Here is a 14,796-nt window from a genome sequence, read left to right as displayed (position 1 = left end):
CACGGCGGAATTCCCTTCACGCGCTGCAGCGGCGTATGCGGGTTAGCGCGCGGAACAACGTCGCTGTGCGCGCGGCAGTTTAGTTCATGACGGCCGATGGTGATACTGAGGAGCCTATGCCAGGGCCACCAGCGGCACGGGAATTGCGGTAACCAGGACACGGACTGCACCGACCTGGGTCGCAGCCGGTCGCTCTGCACACGGAGGAGCCCATCATGCGAGTTGCTACGAAAGGAATCTTGCTTGCTTCGGCGTTAATGTTGAGTCTGTCGGGCGCCTTCTACGCGCAGGGTGCGGGAACAACTGGTGGCGGGGGCGCCGGTGCAGGCCAGGGTGGCACTGGAATGGGAACCCCGAATGCAAGCGGAACGACAGAGTCACCATCTGGCGCGTCGGGTGCAAACACTATGGGAAAGTCAGGTGAAATGTCGCAAAAGCAGATGAAGCCGAAGATGCAGAAAAAGGGGGGAATGGCTGCGCCAGCCTCCGACAGTGGCGGAATGAAGAAGGCTTATTAACGGCGGTGATGTTTGAGGCGTACCCTGCAATCTGCATGGTCAGGCTCCCGGTCAGGGAGCGTTATGCTGCCGGTTGCCGGGGAACGCAGGAGAGCGTCCGGAACGTCAGATGCCGGCAGCTTTCACATATTCGCCGACGTTGAGTTGGTCTGTTCTGTCGTCAGCGCCTGCGTCTTCTGCCATCGAAAGGGTCGCTGTACAAATTGATGAGTAGCTGGTCGTGGGGAACCTACCAGGAGCCATGCAATGGATAACGATTCGCGGGAAGAGAAGATTCGTGAAAGAGCCTATCAGCTCTGGGAAAAAGACGGCAGCCCGGAGGGACGCGCTGACGAGTATTGGGAACAAGCGCGGTTTCAGATAGATGAGGAAGAATCGGAAGCCGACGGCAACGGAGACGGCCCGAAGGGCCGGCTGCCAGGGTAACGAAAACCGGCTAGCGCTGAGGAGTAGCCACGTCGTTGAGTGCGTGGCCGAGCCATAACGCAGGCCATTACGTTCCTCTTGCTGGCGGACGGTACGGCGGCGCGCTGCTCGCATGGTATTCCTTCGTTGCCGCTGCGTGTGACCGCGACGACAGTCCAGCCAGGCGCCGCCTATACCAAGCCTCGCGTGACGGGGAATCTCGGCGCTTGGTGCAGGGCGGCGCTCTTGCGCCGACTCCGACCTGAAAATACGATGCCCAACGGACCGGGAATCGTGCGCCACCAGCACACAGATTTCTTCCTGGACCGATTTGATATTCGCAGCCTGCTTGCCCTTCGGACCCATCTTGACGTCGAAGCTCACCTTCTGATTCTCTTGTAGCGACTTGAAACCTTGCCCACTGATTTCCGAGAAGTGGGCAAACAGGTCGTCCCCGCCGTCGTCCGGCGTGATAAACCCGAAGCCCTTGCCGTCGTTAAACCACTTCACTGTTCCGGTTGCCATCATCCGTTCCCAACAAAATTTGAAGAGCACACTTAATTCGGTGCACATGACCCTTACATGCATTGACAGGGGCAGTTAGCGCTTGGCGCTCAAACGCAGGGCCTGACCGCTATTCATAATTCGACAGTGAAGTTGTAGCCATCCTGCAGGATGGGGGGCAATCCGGGTAAAACGCCCTGTCGGACTACGCGATAACGCGCGAGTAGTGCACCACCAGTCCTCTCACCGCCTGTGTCGCGTATCGCGCAAAGCGCGTCGCAACGGGGTGACGCATTCTGAGGTGGCAGCTTATAGTAGAAACACGGCCGCGTCAGTGGCCAGGCGCCCCTTCTGTCACGGGACAAAACATGTTTTACGGGGAAACGTACGATGGCGAACTCGACTGTTTCGGGTCACGCGACGCAAGAGCATACGCCAGCGTCACTGCAGGTGCTTGCCGACTATCTTGAGCTGGCGCTCGACGATGGTGAGAGCGTGGTCGTAATGCGGGACGGCACAAGCGTACGCTCCGTGTACATTGGTAACCCAACGGGTTCACTCGACGACTTGGTCGAGCATGGGACGGTCGCCGCGTACCTGGCGGGCGAGATGCTCGCGTTGACGGAGGCCGGCGTGAATCGGATGACAGCCAATGGCGAGACGTATCGGTTCACGCGAAGTGTCAGGTACATCGCCGACCGACAGGTTGTGGTTTTCGCGCCGACGTGAGTTGGGCGCCTCCAGCCGGCGAAAGGGCCGGACGGCCGAAGAAGCCCGGAGACACATCCGCTCTGACTCCGCGCGTCTGCCGGCGTGAACACGAGGCGCGACGCTCAAAAGGCCGCCGTGCCGCGATAGTCAGGCAACAGAACAGAAATATAGTCCCCGCGCAACGGAGCGCACACCTCTGCGAGCCTGTTCGCCACGCTGGCACAATGCCCTCGCTGCTACGTCCTTGCCTTGACACCTGTGCCGGCGGGCGGGACACTCAGCCCGGGTCGTTGTGCGGCCGACGTCTTGCAAAGCGCTGGGTAACTCAAACCTCTGAGATTCCAATCTGACGGGTTACGTCGAACGTCGACTGGAATATAGACCGCGAAAAAGGAGAAGCTCTATGGCGCATGCACTGTCATTTTCGCAACTGTATTCAGACTCGGTCGGCGAAAGTCATTTTGCGTCGGTTAGCATCGAGCTGCTCACCCGCAACTTCGCGCCGCCCGCAGAATCCTTTGACGTGTCGGATTTCGCGGCAGCGACCCGCTACGGATTTGTGCGGCTGCCGAGCGGATGGGTCGGCGACCTTCATCCTTCGCCCATGTGCCTGTGGGTATTTTTTCTCAGCGGGGAGATTGAGTTCGAGGCCAGTGACGGCGAGCGACGTCGCGTCGCGGCAGGAGCCGCGATACTGCTTGAGGACACGACCGGCAAGGGGCATCAGAGTCGTGTCATCGGCGACGGGCCAGCGCTTCTCGCCGTGGTTCAACTTTGACGTCGTGGTTCCCTTTGGCAGGGGCGCGAGCCCGAGCCGTCGCGGTTAAGTCGTGCTCGGGAAGGTGAGGTCCGAGCCGTGGTTGCGCGCTGTATCCCACGGTCGAGCCGCCCTGAACCGGGCGAGGGCCACTTCCGACACGTGCGCGACGCCACGCATGAAGCTGAAGCGCCGTTTGCTTGTCAGCAGAGCGGATAGCGAATAGATACGGGCAGGTTAGTCAGGGACGCTGCTGTGGCGAATTCGAGTATCCCGCGAGCAACTTGAGTACAAGACTCCGGACAGCGAACTCTAGAGAAGGAAATGCAATGTCCCAAAGTATTCTGATTGTTGAAGACGAACCCGCTATTGCCGAACTATTGACCGTCCACATAAAGTACGCAGGCTACCATCCGCTGCCAGCACGGGATGTCGAAGGAGCGAACGCGCTGGTATCCGAACGGTTGCCCGACCTCATCGTCCTGGACTGGATGCTACCTGGCACATCTGGCCTGTCCTTCCTACGCAGGCTGCGTGCAGACTCGCGTACGACGGAGGTGCCGGTCATCATGCTGACGGCATGCACCGAAGAACGCGACCTGCTGGACGGTCTGGAGGCCGGTGCCGACGACTACATGTCCAAGCCATTCTCCCCGAAGGAACTGATGGCTCGTATCGGAGCGGTCCTGCGACGGCGCGCCCCCGAGCTTGCCAACCACGCAGTGACGGTAAATGGCCTGACGCTCGACCCTTCAACCCGGCGCGTCTACGTCGAAGACGATGGTGCGCAGCTTCCAGTGCGTCTTGGCCCGACGGAGTTCAATCTTCTGCATTTTTTTCTCACGCACCCGGAGCGCGTCCACAGCCGGACCCTGCTTCTGGACCAGGTCTGGGGCAACCATGTGTTTATTGAGGAGCGCACGGTCGACGTCCATATCAAACGACTTCGCTCGGCGCTGAAACCAGTCAGCTATGAAAGCAGCATCGAAACGGTGCGTGGAAGCGGCGACATGTTTTCCCGGACCTCCCCGTCTCAGCGCACGGAGACTGCGATATAGGCAACGAGATTGCCGTGGCACATCGCGCTGCCATCGCGGCGCGATATACACCGCAAACGGAACAAGGGCCTATTGAACCGCTCCGCGCGTACCTACATCATCACCAGCTACGCATATGGCTATAAACCCGCGACGCACGGCGAAGCATTCGAGCATCATCGTTCTGCAAGCGCGTCATCGATAAGCCGTCGGGCGGCACTAAACCCCGCCAGCAGGCCTTCAGCCTCGGTGGCGAAAGTCCGTTCGCCTTCGTCAAAGAGCCGCGCCGGGGGAAACTCGCGTCCGGACAGCTGATGTCGCACAGCAATCTTCACCACGAGACCTCCCGACGCGACTACCGAGCCCGCGACGACAGCGGCCGCCACCGACTCGACTTCAAGGGTCGCCTCGAAGCCCCGATAATCATATGCACGCCGCATAGCAACCTCTCATGACGATTAGTGCGTTCGTAGATTGTCGCGCTGTATGTGTCCGTTCGCCGGTCTCTAGAGTCGCTTGTTCCGAGTGAACGGCGGTGTGGGCGCCGCCGCCCTGTCACTATGAGCTTTGGCGTACGCGGTGACAAATTTGAGCACTGGCCTCGTGCCGGGCATGCCGCCAACAGAGCCGGAACTTGGCCTGCACGACGCAGGAATCCTCCCAGACCGCAACCACTAAAGCCGGACCACAATAATTTCTGCGCTCTCTCTACAGGGGCGTACTGTCCGAACGGGCGCAGGCGAGCCTTCCTTAGGACATCAGCGAATCCGAAGCCGATTCAATTGGCGCTCCCCGGTCTCAGGCGTATCCGAAGCGGAGCGTGCGGGCGGCTTCCACCCGCCCGGAAGTACGGTGGCAATTGCGTGCTTCATGATGGATTGCGAGCCTCTGGTCGACCCCAGCTCGACGGTGTAGCGGTCGAATGATTCGATTTTTCCGGTCAGACGGATGCCGCTCTTGAGAAAGACGCTTACAGCTGTCTTGTCTCTGGACAACATCTGGAGAAACCCGTCTTGTACGGAGGATGGAAGGACCATCAGGAACTCCAGCGATATGGATGTGAACAGTCGATGGTAATGCGGCTGCGGCATTCCATCAGGGCGAGTACGGCGAAATGCCGATGTCTAACGGCTGCCCTCTCACAAAGCTGACCCGGTCAGGGTGAATTCAAGTCTCTTTTCTCGACCACGGCATTGAAGGCTTCCCGAGCGTCTTTCAGTTCCTGCATTGCCGCCGCGAATCTGGCCAGTTCCAGCGTCGATGGTTGCTAATTTTGGTCTTCTACGTAGTGCGCTTCCAGCCTTAGTGACGCGGCTTGTACTTAGCGCGCGGCGCTCACCACGCGCTCAAGGGCGCGTGCCTCCGCCGAGACCTTTTTTCCTTCATCGTCGTTGTTTCCAGTGACCGGGCGCGACCACCGTCCGAGCCCGTCGGTCGGCGTTATGAGCGATGCTTCCCCCGACACTGCTTGCATTGGAAGCGTTGCAATGCGCTGACTCTAAAATATGCGTCGCATTCAATCGGTGCGAATCATCACAGTTGGTGCTGCGGGAGCTGTTATCTGCCCGCAAAGTCTGCTGCCGACAATACTATCGGTACGCCGGCTCTCTTGAGCATCCTTCGTTCAACGGTCGCCGTAATGCGCTGTTGTCCGTCGGCGAATGCTGTCAATACGCGCGCCTCGGTCGCGCCTGCGGGCAACCAGAAATGCTGTTGGAGCGCGTCGCGGCTGATTGAGCATTGCACCGACTGGTTGCGAACAGATACAACAAAAACAACCGCTTTTCCGTCTGATGAAAGGCAGGGTGCTGCGGCGAGGGTGTCGTCCATGGTTGTATCGATTCCTTATTGACCAAAACGCAGGTTTGCCGCTGGCGCCACTGGAGTAGCAGGTCAGTCATAAATCAAACGGGCCCCAGGGTAGGCTGTCGAGTCGGTTCGTTAAGCGGAAGCGTCACCGCAGCCCATAGGGTAGCGGGCGCAGTGCAGTCAGGATGGTTCGCAGCGGCGCCTGTCCCGACCCGATAGCCTGGGACTTCCTCCCCTTGTAGTTGCTTTTGCAACCCATTCGCGACTTCGATGGCGTGGTGCAATAGAAACTCCGCAGTGGCTCTGGATGAGGTGAGTCCACCTACGTGTGCGAGCCCCTCTGGCGGTTGGCTAAACTCATCGATTGCTCCGGACTGGAGACTGGCACTTCAGGCCGGAAGGCATCGATGCTTTCCAGCAGTCTCTGCAGTCGTTGTTGTTGGTTCGGTAAGAGTCCCGGCGTCGCAAGTGCCTGAAGCACTCGCCCACGCCAGTAAGTTCTGGAGAAGAGAGAATCCGCGCCTTCTGCGCCCAGCACCTGCTCGAGATGCGCTATTGCGGCGTCGATGTCGCGGAACGTGTAGGGGCTTTTGCCCGTCGAACCTCTGTCGGTGGCGGTCATTGCATGCGCTCTGATTTACCTGCTTTTTCTGTCCGGCATGTGCACGGAAGAACGGTGGCACTCAACTGTTCTGCTATAAAAAATATATCAATTTTGTCGAAAGTTGACATCAAGCAATACAGCAAGCGGGCTGCTGAAATAACCCAATCGCACGGCACCATGCTGCAAGCAAGTATGGTTAGCTCCCGGTTTCCGGCGGGGAACATGTGCCATGTGCCGTCGTCGTGCCGGAAGAAAAAAAGCGCAACCGAAGCTTCCGGTCGCTGTGCCTCAACGCGCACATAGCGCCGCCGGCTAGTGCCAGTGCGACTGAATCGGGTTACCCGAACCGGCGTCGCGGCAGCTGGTGTCAGCCACTTTTCAACGAGGAACCGCAGGGACCTTTCTGCTGTTCTTCATCCGCTCCTCCGCAGCTTCGTTGCGGTCGTCCCGGCGTTGCCATGCAGCATTCGCCTGGATGAACCTTCGGCCGCGAGAAATGTGGTCGCGTGCCGTGTTTGATGCCGGACGAAATCAAACGAAGCTACGGCTGGTGACCTGCGCAACTTTTCCTGAAAACTTCTGGCTCAAGAGACGAGTTTCGTGACAGCGTACGAGGCGTGCTGGGGGCTCCCGGGCGCGACAGGCCACCGCCCGAAAAAAGCGAGCCGGGGCTCCCGTGGTAGATTTGACGGGCGGTCGACCGGGACAGGACGCTATTACTTCTTGCCGGTTTCGACCGGTGCCGGAACCTTTTAAGCCCGCTTGGTCGAAGCCGCCGCCGCGCTGATGTTGCTTTCGACGAGCTGCACCGCCTGCTTTGCGGCCTTCCTCGCAGTTTCATACGTTGTGCTGACCGTCTCGTTTGCCGTGTTGATAAACGTCTTCCATGCCGCGACAGCGTTTTCGCTGCCTGCAGGCGCTTTTTTCGCAAGGCTGTCGACAAAGGCCTGCGCATCTTGCTGGTACTGCTTGCCTTGCGCTTCGGCAACCGCCGCGAATTCGGCCTGGGTGCTGGAGATGATTTCGTAAGCGTGGCGCCAGTACGACTGGGCTTTTTCCAGGATTGGTTGAGCCTGGCTTGCCTGTTGTGCGAACAACGCCTGCGGGGCTCCAGCTGAAAACGCCTTGACCAGGATTTCCTGATTATCGCCGAGGCTTGATTTGACCGCCTGCATGTTCAGTTCGACCAGCTTCTCAACGCCGGCGAAAGCTTTGTTCAGGTGTCCAAACGTTGTGTCAACACCGGCTTTTTGTGTGGCAACAATTTGTTCCGGGGTAAGACCGCTCATCACTAACTCCATGGAGGGTGAAGTGACCGTCGTCAGCAAGTCCGATGAATGAAATCGCGAACCATAGGTCACGAAAAGGAAAGATTGGCGCAATGCAGCAGCATCCCATTCTATGGGGGAGCGCGTGAATGTCAATCCATCGCAGCGACGCGTGGTACGTGAGAATCAGGTCAAATGCCCCGTTGATATGGGTGACATACGGATTCCAGGGGAAACCCTGGAAACATTCCCGGACGCCGGCAAAATGTCAGAGGCGGCTTTTGCCGGGATGTGTGCTGCGCTGCAAAAGTGGCGCAATCCAGGCCGGAGCCGACGATGAGTGCTCCGAAATTGCGTGACGAAAGTCGTTGCCTGCGCATACAGTTCGTCATCGGAAAAGCCGAAGCACGGACTCGATGTGGCACAAGGCCTCGCGAAATTTATTTTTCGTTTGACACCAGTGTGCACGCGAAGGAATAGTTGTACCGCGACTCTCACGGTAGTCCGGTCGTCATGCAGCGTCACGGCAGAGTGCAACCTGGTGTCACGAGGCTGTCATGGCGGACGCATAGATTCATTTGGCATCGAGAAGAATCGGTGATGAATCGCATAAAAAATAAGCTGAGAGACCTTAAGAAGATGAATCGGGCTACCCTAAATATCGACCATCTCGAGCGTACTGCCGGGAATGACCGCCTCAGGCGCGCCTTGGCCGCACGGCTCGACAGGGCATTCAAACGGGCCGGCTGCAGTTCGGCGCGTGCAGCGAGATGGCTGGGCGTGAGCGAATACGACGTGCAATATTGGCGACGCGGAATCAGCGTCGTGCCGCTGAACGTTTGTATGCGTTTGGCCACCGTCCGCCATCTCGACGTTCACAGGATTTGCACCGGGCAGACCCAGGTCGCCTGATTCGCATCTTGCTGAAATCGCAGGATACGGAGGCGGTGTCACGTGGGGCTTCATACGTTCTGAAGCTTGCCCATCGGTCGGCATCGCGCTCGCGACGACGCGCCTGCCGGTATCGCTGAGCGGGGTATCGATGTGAGACTAGCGAAACGCAACCGGGCGTCTGACGATGTCCTATGCACCAGTGATTACGAGGATGGAGCTGGCGCGTGGCGCTTCACATATTGCGAGCGCGCTACACGAGGAAACTGTGCGGGCGGCGGTCAGGAAGACCATCCTTCTGTTCGATGTCTTGCATAGACGCGGACACGTGTAGTCGCGCCAGCCAGCGTGACTACTGCCGCAAAGCCTTGGATGTGTTCGGTGTAACAGGAGGCGATTCTCGCAGTTGCTGTCTCTGCCACATTCTCATCTGGCACGCGACGCGGTCGCAAACCGTATCACCAGCCATCGGCGTCTTTCGGGGAAAAGTGGTGTTCGCGTTTTCATGGGGTGCGTCACGGTCTTCAGCGCACGCCAGCCAACGTGAGCTGTGTCGTCCGGGGCGCCTCAACGGGTAAGCGTCTTATTTAATCGTTCAGCCCGTCGAGCAACGTATGTACCACGCTTGCGGCGGCGGAAGTACACGACGCAGGCGGTTGACAGCGCAGAGGCAAACTATCCGAAGATTCTATGGAGCTGACGATGGCCACAAGCCGCAACTCTGCATTGAAGAGAATCAACCGGTCGGAAATTCCCGGGACGGGCGACAAACTCGGACCCGCACTCGCGCCGGTTGCAGTCGCGTTTGCAGGGGAGCTCGCGGTCCTGTTGGCGGCTGTCCTGGGTGGTCGAAAGAAAAGAACGCTCGACCGACTTTCGCAGGCTCTCAGCGACGCCGTTCCCGAGTTACTTCGACGTGTTGTTGCGGAGGAATTGCTCGCAGGAGGAGAGGCGGAATCAGAGCGTTGCGCGATGCTCGTCGCCGCACTACATGCGGGCGCGACACCTGCGCCCCGAATATCCTGCGGGCAAATGCCGGGAGCCGATGCAGACCGGAGCACAGACTGAATGTCGACAGAGTCGGTTGCGTCCAGGCAGAGCGGGCCGCCACTTTAATCCCGTCATGAGCGTCGAGCAAATGATTGGAAGCCCCTTCTTCCTGGCGACGGCTAGTCCCCGTTATCAATCGGCAGGCCCTGGTCTTGATAACACCGGACTCGCTCGTGGTGGTATGGCGTGGCGCGATCAAATTTGAAGTGCAACACCTTGCTCGTGTAAGGTGTGCCAATGCAAAAAAGAAGTTACCAACAACTGCAGCCTGAAGAACGCATGACGATTGCAAGCATGAAGCAGCAGGGTTCGAGCGTTCAGGTCATCGCCCGAACACTCGGGCGCGCGGCGTCAACCGTGAGCCGCGAGCTGACCAGGAACACGTGTTCTGCCGTGGGCTATGCGTCTGCACCAGCGCAGGCGCTCAGCACGAGCCGACGCGAGGCTGCGCGCCCGTGTCCCAAGCTGCACCCTCAAAGCGTGTCGTGGCGCGTGGTACTCACCCTGCTGGAATGGAAGTGGTCGCCCCAGCAGATCTCAGGTACCCTCAAGCGCATGTGGCCCAACGATCCGACCCAGCATGTCTCGCACGAGACCATCTACACCGCCATCTATGCCCAGCCACGCGGCGAGCTGCGCCGCCAGCTTATCGCCTGTCTGCGCCACGGCCACAGCACGCGTATGTCACGCAAGCGGGGCACTGACCGGCGCGGCCAGATCCCCGACATGGTGAGCATCCATGTGCGCCCGCCTGAGGTCGATGACCGGGTGATGCCAGGCCATTGGGAAGGCGACTTTATCAAGGGTGCCGGCAACCAGTCTTCCGTCGGCGTGCTGGTTGAGCGCACCAGTCGCCTGGTGCTGCTGGCGAAGATGGACGACGCCACCGCCGCCTCGGCCCTGGCCGGCTTCACTGCGAAGCTGAATTCGATCGCTGCGCCCCTGCGCCAGAGCTTCACTTACGACCAGGGCAAGGAAATGACCCGCCATCAGGAGCTCAGCGCCGCCACCGGCGTGCGCGTGTACTTCTGCGATCCGCACAGCCCCTGGCAACGCGGCACCTGTGAGAACACCAACGGGCTGCTGCGTCAGTACTTGCCAAAAGGCACCGACCTCTCGATCTACAGCCAGGACGAACTCGATGCCATCGCCGACAGCCTCAACAGCCGACCGCGTGCTACGCATGCATTTCATTCGCCATTCGAGGTGTTCGAACGTATGCTCGCAACCGCTTCCATAACTTCAGCTTCCGTTCATTAACCCGCTGTTGCGCTTCACCTTTGAAACCGCCCTTCAATCCCACCCGGACGCGTGAAGCTACCCGAGCAACGTTGTGGCTCTTCAGGATGGTTCGGATTCTCCTTTTTTACCCGTACGTATGCGGCACCACATACGAACAATCTTTTTTTGTTTGACGCCGGTGTACACGCGATGGAATAGTTGTACCAGCAACTATCACGCAGTCCGACTGGCATCCAGGGCGCCGGCGAGAGGTCTACATGGCGCCATGGGGCCGTCATGACAAGCACGTAGATTCGACCGGCACCAAAAGAGTCAGTGAATTGCATAAAAATAAATTCTGAGAGAAGTTAGACAAGATGAATCGACATACCCAAAGCATGGGTCTACTCGAGCGCAGTGCCGGGAATGACCGCCTGAGGCGCGCCTTGGCTGCACGCCTCGACAGGGCATTGAAGCGGACCGGCATCAGTTCGGCACGCGCAGCTAACTGCCTGGGCGTGAGTGAATACGACGTGCAATATTGGCGACGCGGTATCACCGTCCCGCCGCTGAACGCTTGCATGCGTCTCGCCACTGTCCTCCATCTCGATATTCACTGGCTTTGCACAGGGCAGCCTCATGCCTCCTGATTCGCATCTCGTGGGAATCGTGGGCCAAGGGAGTTTCTCTCCCGTAGATGCCCATACGTTCTGATGTTCGCAGCTCAGTGAGCGTCGCGCGCGCAATGCTGCACCCGCGTGCGTTTCCTGAGGCGGCACAGCAGGCATTTTCCGCAGAACCCGGGGATATCGATGTGAAGGCAGTTAAACGAAACAGGGCGTCCGACGAAGCACTGCGCCTGAATAAATACGAGGTGGAGTTGGCGAGGGGCGCTTCACATATCGCAAGCACGCTGTACGAGGAAAGCATGCTGGCGGCGGTCAGGGAAACCATTCTTCAGTTCGAGGCCCCGCACGGACGTGACGACCTGATGACCTTTGCGCATGCCCTTCTCAGAAGATTGGAACTGCGTGAGAAGCCGGCGGCGGCCAAGGTACTCCATGACTTTATAGAGTGTGGCCGTTTGCCAGAAGAGATACCCAGCACGCCGCCCAGACCTGTGTCTGCTCGCAAGCCCGTCGCCCGCAAAGTGGACGGCACGGACTCACGGAAGTCTGAGGCACGCGTAACGGCGAAAGGCGCGTGAATTCAAGCGAGCCACAGAGCCCGGAACAGCTTGGCCGACAGGGGCAATCGCACCAGGCGAAGTTCGGCGCTGTTTTCCCATTGGCGCTGGTTGGTACTGCATCGACAACGAACACGAGTGCGTGAGTAGTCGGGTCGAACGTCGCAGCCGCGATGCAGCCCAACGTGCCAGAAGGAAGAGGATGCGTAGCTTCCTTCTCGCAGGAGAGATGTCGGTTGCGGAAAAATGGCGCGAGACATACTGGCAACGAATTAACCGAAAGGGCTGCTTTTTGAAACCGCCTTGCTGCCTGTCAATGACCATGAAGTGGTTGCGGGTTCGACCTCAAGACGAGGGGTTACCGCAGCCGGCAACGTCGCTAGACGGGGCGGCGTGGCGAGTAGAAGCGTCTTTAATCCTTAACCGCAACAACAGCCGGGGGAAGAGCATGTCAAAGCGAATCGCTTACGTAACTGGGGGCATGGGTGGAATTGGCACAGAAATTTGTCAGCGGTTGTTCAAAGACGGATTCACGGTCGTCGCCGGTTGTGGGCCCAACTCGCCCCCCCGGCGGGAAAGATGGCTGAAGGAGCAGGAGGCGCTGGGATTTTCCTTTACCGCTTCGGAAGGGAATGTTGGTGACTGGGAGTCCACCGAGGCGGCGTTTGCCAAGGTGAAGAAGGCCGTCGGAGAGATTGACGTGCTGGTGAATAACGCTGGCATTACGCGGGATGGAACGTTTCGCAAGATGTCCAGCGAGAACTGGAACGATGTCATTGACACGAACCTGACGAGCCTTTTCAACGTCACCAAGCAGGTCATCGAAGGGATGGTTAGCAGGGAGTGGGGCCGGATAATCAACATCTCGTCCGTGAACGGGCAGAAGGGGCAATTCGGTCAAACCAACTATTCGACTGCCAAGGCGGGCATTCACGGCTTCACGATGTCGCTTGCGCAGGAAGTGGCGACCAAGGGCATCACGGTGAACACGGTCTCGCCGGGCTACATCGGAACGGATATGGTTCGGGCGGTGCGTCCCGAAGTGCTGGACGCCATCGTCCAGAGCATTCCGGTAGGCCGTCTCGGCGAAGCCAGCGAGATTGCTTCGATTGTTGCCTGGCTTGCCAGTGACGAATCAGCCTTTGCGACAGGGGCTGACTTCTCGCTGAACGGCGGTCTGCACATGGGATAGGAACAGTCGCAGAGCACACGGATGTCCGCATCAAGGCGCAGGCCGCGACTCTCTAGAAGGCGTCGGGGCATCCCGGCGCGTGGCGGGCAACAATCTTTCACGAGGCGCAGTCCAGGGTGGTTTCGACATGCATCGGACATATGGCTACAAGAATTTCATCGTCGACGTGGAGACCGAGTCCACTGACGGGAGCCGCAGCGGCACCGTTCTTTCCGTGCCAGGCGGGTACGTCGCCGTTGTGCGCATATCTTCTGCCGCGAGTCCTGCGCCAGTCGAGAAATTGCGCGTCACCAGGGACGATGGCAGCCCGTTCGTTACGGAAGCGGAAGCCCTGATGCGTGGCTATGGCGTAGCCCAGCGCATCGTCGACGACATGATAGCCTTGGCCAAGCCTGGGCCAAAGCGTTGAGCAGGCCTTTCAGCGGGGCCCTTGAGCGTCATTCGCTGGTCCCACGGAAAGATGCGCAGAGCACGGCGCGAAGCGACAGCCGCGCAAGCTTCCATCTGCTCAGCAAGTGTGCGGCGCTATCGCTGCAATGAAACGGGTTACTCGCAAAACCCGCTGCACGATGAGCCGCGCTCCCATCGGACGCCGACACTGTAACGGTGAGAGGCAAGAATGAAGAAGACTATGGTGATTCGGCACGCTGAGAAGCCGGTCAAAGGGCTGGCAATGGGTGTCGACGAGCGTGGGGTAGGCGATAACGGACATCTGACTGTCAGGGGTTGGCAGAGAGCTGGAGCATTGGCTCGATTCTTCAGCCCGGTCACTGGAAATTTCGCCGAACCGCCGTGACTGACAGTTTCTGTAGTCTGTCGCAGAGAGGACGCATGCGCTGTCAATTGCTCAAGATTCGTTGCCCGCTTTTCTGAACGAAGCCAAGGAACGGCCGTCGTGTTCGCTGTTCCTCCGTGCGCCAATTTTCCAAGGGAGAAGCTGATGAATGCACGGACATTCGTGCCTCGCGCGCTCGTCGACCGCTCCACCGCGCTAATTTTCGCCGCCGAGGTGGTGAGCGTGGAGAAAATCGCGCGCTCGCGCGTGCTATCAAGCCCGCATCGGGCCTTTGAATAATCACTGCACGAAGTTTTGCCGTGCGACAAGTCTCTGTTTGCATCGCCTCTGTCACCGCCAAGACCACCTCCCAAGAAAGGGCGTCCTCGCGATTCGCATGCTCCAGGTCCGCGAAGAGTTCGTGCCAAAACTTACGTCCTCTATAGGAGCGACCGGGACCGCGCACGGCCCGCAAGTGTGCCAGCAAGGCCGCTGTGCGCGCGGCCTCAACTTGCGCTGCCTTCTTGACCGTCCGGGAACGGCCCCAAAGACCGCTTCGCCGGCTGACAATGGACGCGGCGAGGAAGGCCAACATCGTAACGATGACAAGCGTCTGATTGCTTTGGAGCAAATTTCCGTATGCCATACGTTCTGGATTCTTCCGGTAGGATTTTTTGCTGCAATGCAGCGAAGCCTCATTCTAGAGTTGCGCGCGTCGAAGTCAACCGGTGCGGCGATGCGCATCGGAGGCAGGTGACGCGGATGCCACGATGGCCGTGGCGCGTAGCTGTTTCGTTGGGAAATTCCCGGTCTCCGCATGGCCCTGGTTTTGAAGACGTCGAGAACAGTCGTCCTCTGGTCACAAATG

16 protein-coding genes and 1 pseudogene are annotated in these 14,796 nt (G+C 59.1%); 11 read left to right on the top strand and 6 right to left on the bottom strand.

What is annotated here, in order from left to right; genetic code table 11:
- Positions 1–215: 215 nt before the first annotated feature.
- The gene (locus OKW43_RS28500; protein WP_187639130.1) at positions 216–518 is read left to right on the top strand and encodes a hypothetical protein; all 303 of its coding nucleotides are present in this window, start codon (positions 216–218) and stop codon (positions 516–518) included.
- A 735-nt stretch (positions 519–1,253) separates the two neighbouring features.
- On the opposite strand, the pseudogene OKW43_RS28495 reads toward OKW43_RS28500, so the two are convergent.
- Positions 1,254–1,448, bottom strand: a pseudogene (locus OKW43_RS28495) (cold-shock protein); the annotation flags it as partial.
- Between the two features lie 369 nt (positions 1,449–1,817).
- On the opposite strand from OKW43_RS28495, the gene OKW43_RS28490 reads away from it, so the two are divergent.
- The 3 genes from OKW43_RS28490 to phoB all read left to right on the top strand — a co-directional run bounded on the left by OKW43_RS28490 (position 1,818) and on the right by phoB (position 3,953).
- Positions 1,818–2,156, top strand: coding sequence for a hypothetical protein (locus tag OKW43_RS28490; RefSeq protein ID WP_187639250.1), 339 nt, complete (start codon positions 1,818–1,820; stop codon positions 2,154–2,156).
- A gap of 385 nt (positions 2,157–2,541) precedes the next feature.
- Positions 2,542–2,916 (top strand): cupin domain-containing protein, encoded by a 375-nt coding sequence (locus tag OKW43_RS28485; protein WP_187639249.1) that lies wholly within the window; start codon positions 2,542–2,544, stop codon positions 2,914–2,916.
- A 308-nt stretch (positions 2,917–3,224) separates the two neighbouring features.
- A complete protein-coding gene (gene phoB, locus OKW43_RS28480; protein WP_187639248.1) occupies positions 3,225–3,953 on the top strand; it encodes a phosphate regulon transcriptional regulator PhoB in 729 nt (242 codons plus the stop codon).
- Positions 3,954–4,108: 155 nt separating this feature from the next.
- Here phoB and OKW43_RS28475 read toward each other — a convergent pair whose 3' ends face one another.
- The 5 genes from OKW43_RS28475 to phaP all read right to left on the bottom strand — a co-directional run bounded on the left by OKW43_RS28475 (position 4,109) and on the right by phaP (position 7,634).
- The gene (locus OKW43_RS28475) at positions 4,109–4,270 is read right to left on the bottom strand and encodes a hypothetical protein (protein WP_187639247.1); all 162 of its coding nucleotides are present in this window, start codon (positions 4,268–4,270) and stop codon (positions 4,109–4,111) included.
- A 420-nt stretch (positions 4,271–4,690) separates the two neighbouring features.
- Positions 4,691–4,969: an RNA chaperone Hfq gene (gene hfq, locus OKW43_RS28470; RefSeq protein ID WP_187639246.1), complete on the bottom strand. Its 279-nt coding sequence runs from the start codon at positions 4,967–4,969 to the stop codon at positions 4,691–4,693.
- A gap of 520 nt (positions 4,970–5,489) precedes the next feature.
- Entirely contained in the window at positions 5,490–5,762 is a 273-nt protein-coding gene (locus tag OKW43_RS28465) for a DUF1488 family protein (protein WP_187639245.1), read from the bottom strand.
- Positions 5,763–6,063: 301 nt separating this feature from the next.
- On the bottom strand, positions 6,064–6,363 hold the full coding sequence (locus OKW43_RS28460) for a hypothetical protein (RefSeq protein WP_246530488.1): 300 nt from the start codon (positions 6,361–6,363) through the stop codon (positions 6,064–6,066).
- A 734-nt stretch (positions 6,364–7,097) separates the two neighbouring features.
- On the bottom strand, positions 7,098–7,634 hold the full coding sequence (phaP, locus tag OKW43_RS28455; protein ID WP_429451101.1) for a TIGR01841 family phasin: 537 nt from the start codon (positions 7,632–7,634) through the stop codon (positions 7,098–7,100).
- A gap of 579 nt (positions 7,635–8,213) precedes the next feature.
- Here phaP and OKW43_RS28450 point away from each other — a divergent pair.
- From OKW43_RS28450 to OKW43_RS28420, 7 genes are all read left to right on the top strand, one after another.
- Positions 8,214–8,525, top strand: coding sequence for an XRE family transcriptional regulator (locus OKW43_RS28450; RefSeq protein WP_429451099.1), 312 nt, complete (start codon positions 8,214–8,216; stop codon positions 8,523–8,525).
- A 1,266-nt stretch (positions 8,526–9,791) separates the two neighbouring features.
- Positions 9,792–10,814: an IS30 family transposase gene (locus tag OKW43_RS28445; RefSeq protein WP_429445436.1), complete on the top strand. Its 1,023-nt coding sequence runs from the start codon at positions 9,792–9,794 to the stop codon at positions 10,812–10,814.
- A 338-nt stretch (positions 10,815–11,152) separates the two neighbouring features.
- Positions 11,153–11,425: a helix-turn-helix domain-containing protein gene (locus OKW43_RS28440; RefSeq protein ID WP_376776512.1), complete on the top strand. Its 273-nt coding sequence runs from the start codon at positions 11,153–11,155 to the stop codon at positions 11,423–11,425.
- A gap of 95 nt (positions 11,426–11,520) precedes the next feature.
- The gene (locus OKW43_RS28435) at positions 11,521–11,982 is read left to right on the top strand and encodes a hypothetical protein (protein ID WP_187639243.1); all 462 of its coding nucleotides are present in this window, start codon (positions 11,521–11,523) and stop codon (positions 11,980–11,982) included.
- A 427-nt stretch (positions 11,983–12,409) separates the two neighbouring features.
- A complete protein-coding gene (locus OKW43_RS28430) occupies positions 12,410–13,153 on the top strand; it encodes a 3-ketoacyl-ACP reductase (protein WP_429451096.1) in 744 nt (247 codons plus the stop codon).
- Between the two features lie 79 nt (positions 13,154–13,232).
- Positions 13,233–13,562, top strand: coding sequence for a hypothetical protein (locus OKW43_RS28425; RefSeq protein WP_187639241.1), 330 nt, complete (start codon positions 13,233–13,235; stop codon positions 13,560–13,562).
- Between the two features lie 531 nt (positions 13,563–14,093).
- Positions 14,094–14,228, top strand: coding sequence for a hypothetical protein (locus tag OKW43_RS28420; protein WP_429451094.1), 135 nt, complete (start codon positions 14,094–14,096; stop codon positions 14,226–14,228).
- The last annotated feature ends 568 nt before the right edge of the window (positions 14,229–14,796 follow it).

This window comes from Paraburkholderia sp. WC7.3g (assembly GCF_050436345.1).
Taxonomy (GTDB): Bacteria; Pseudomonadota; Gammaproteobacteria; order Burkholderiales; family Burkholderiaceae; genus Paraburkholderia; species Paraburkholderia podalyriae.
Note: the sequence above shows the minus strand (reverse complement) of the source record. Positions and strands in the feature narration are given on the sequence as shown.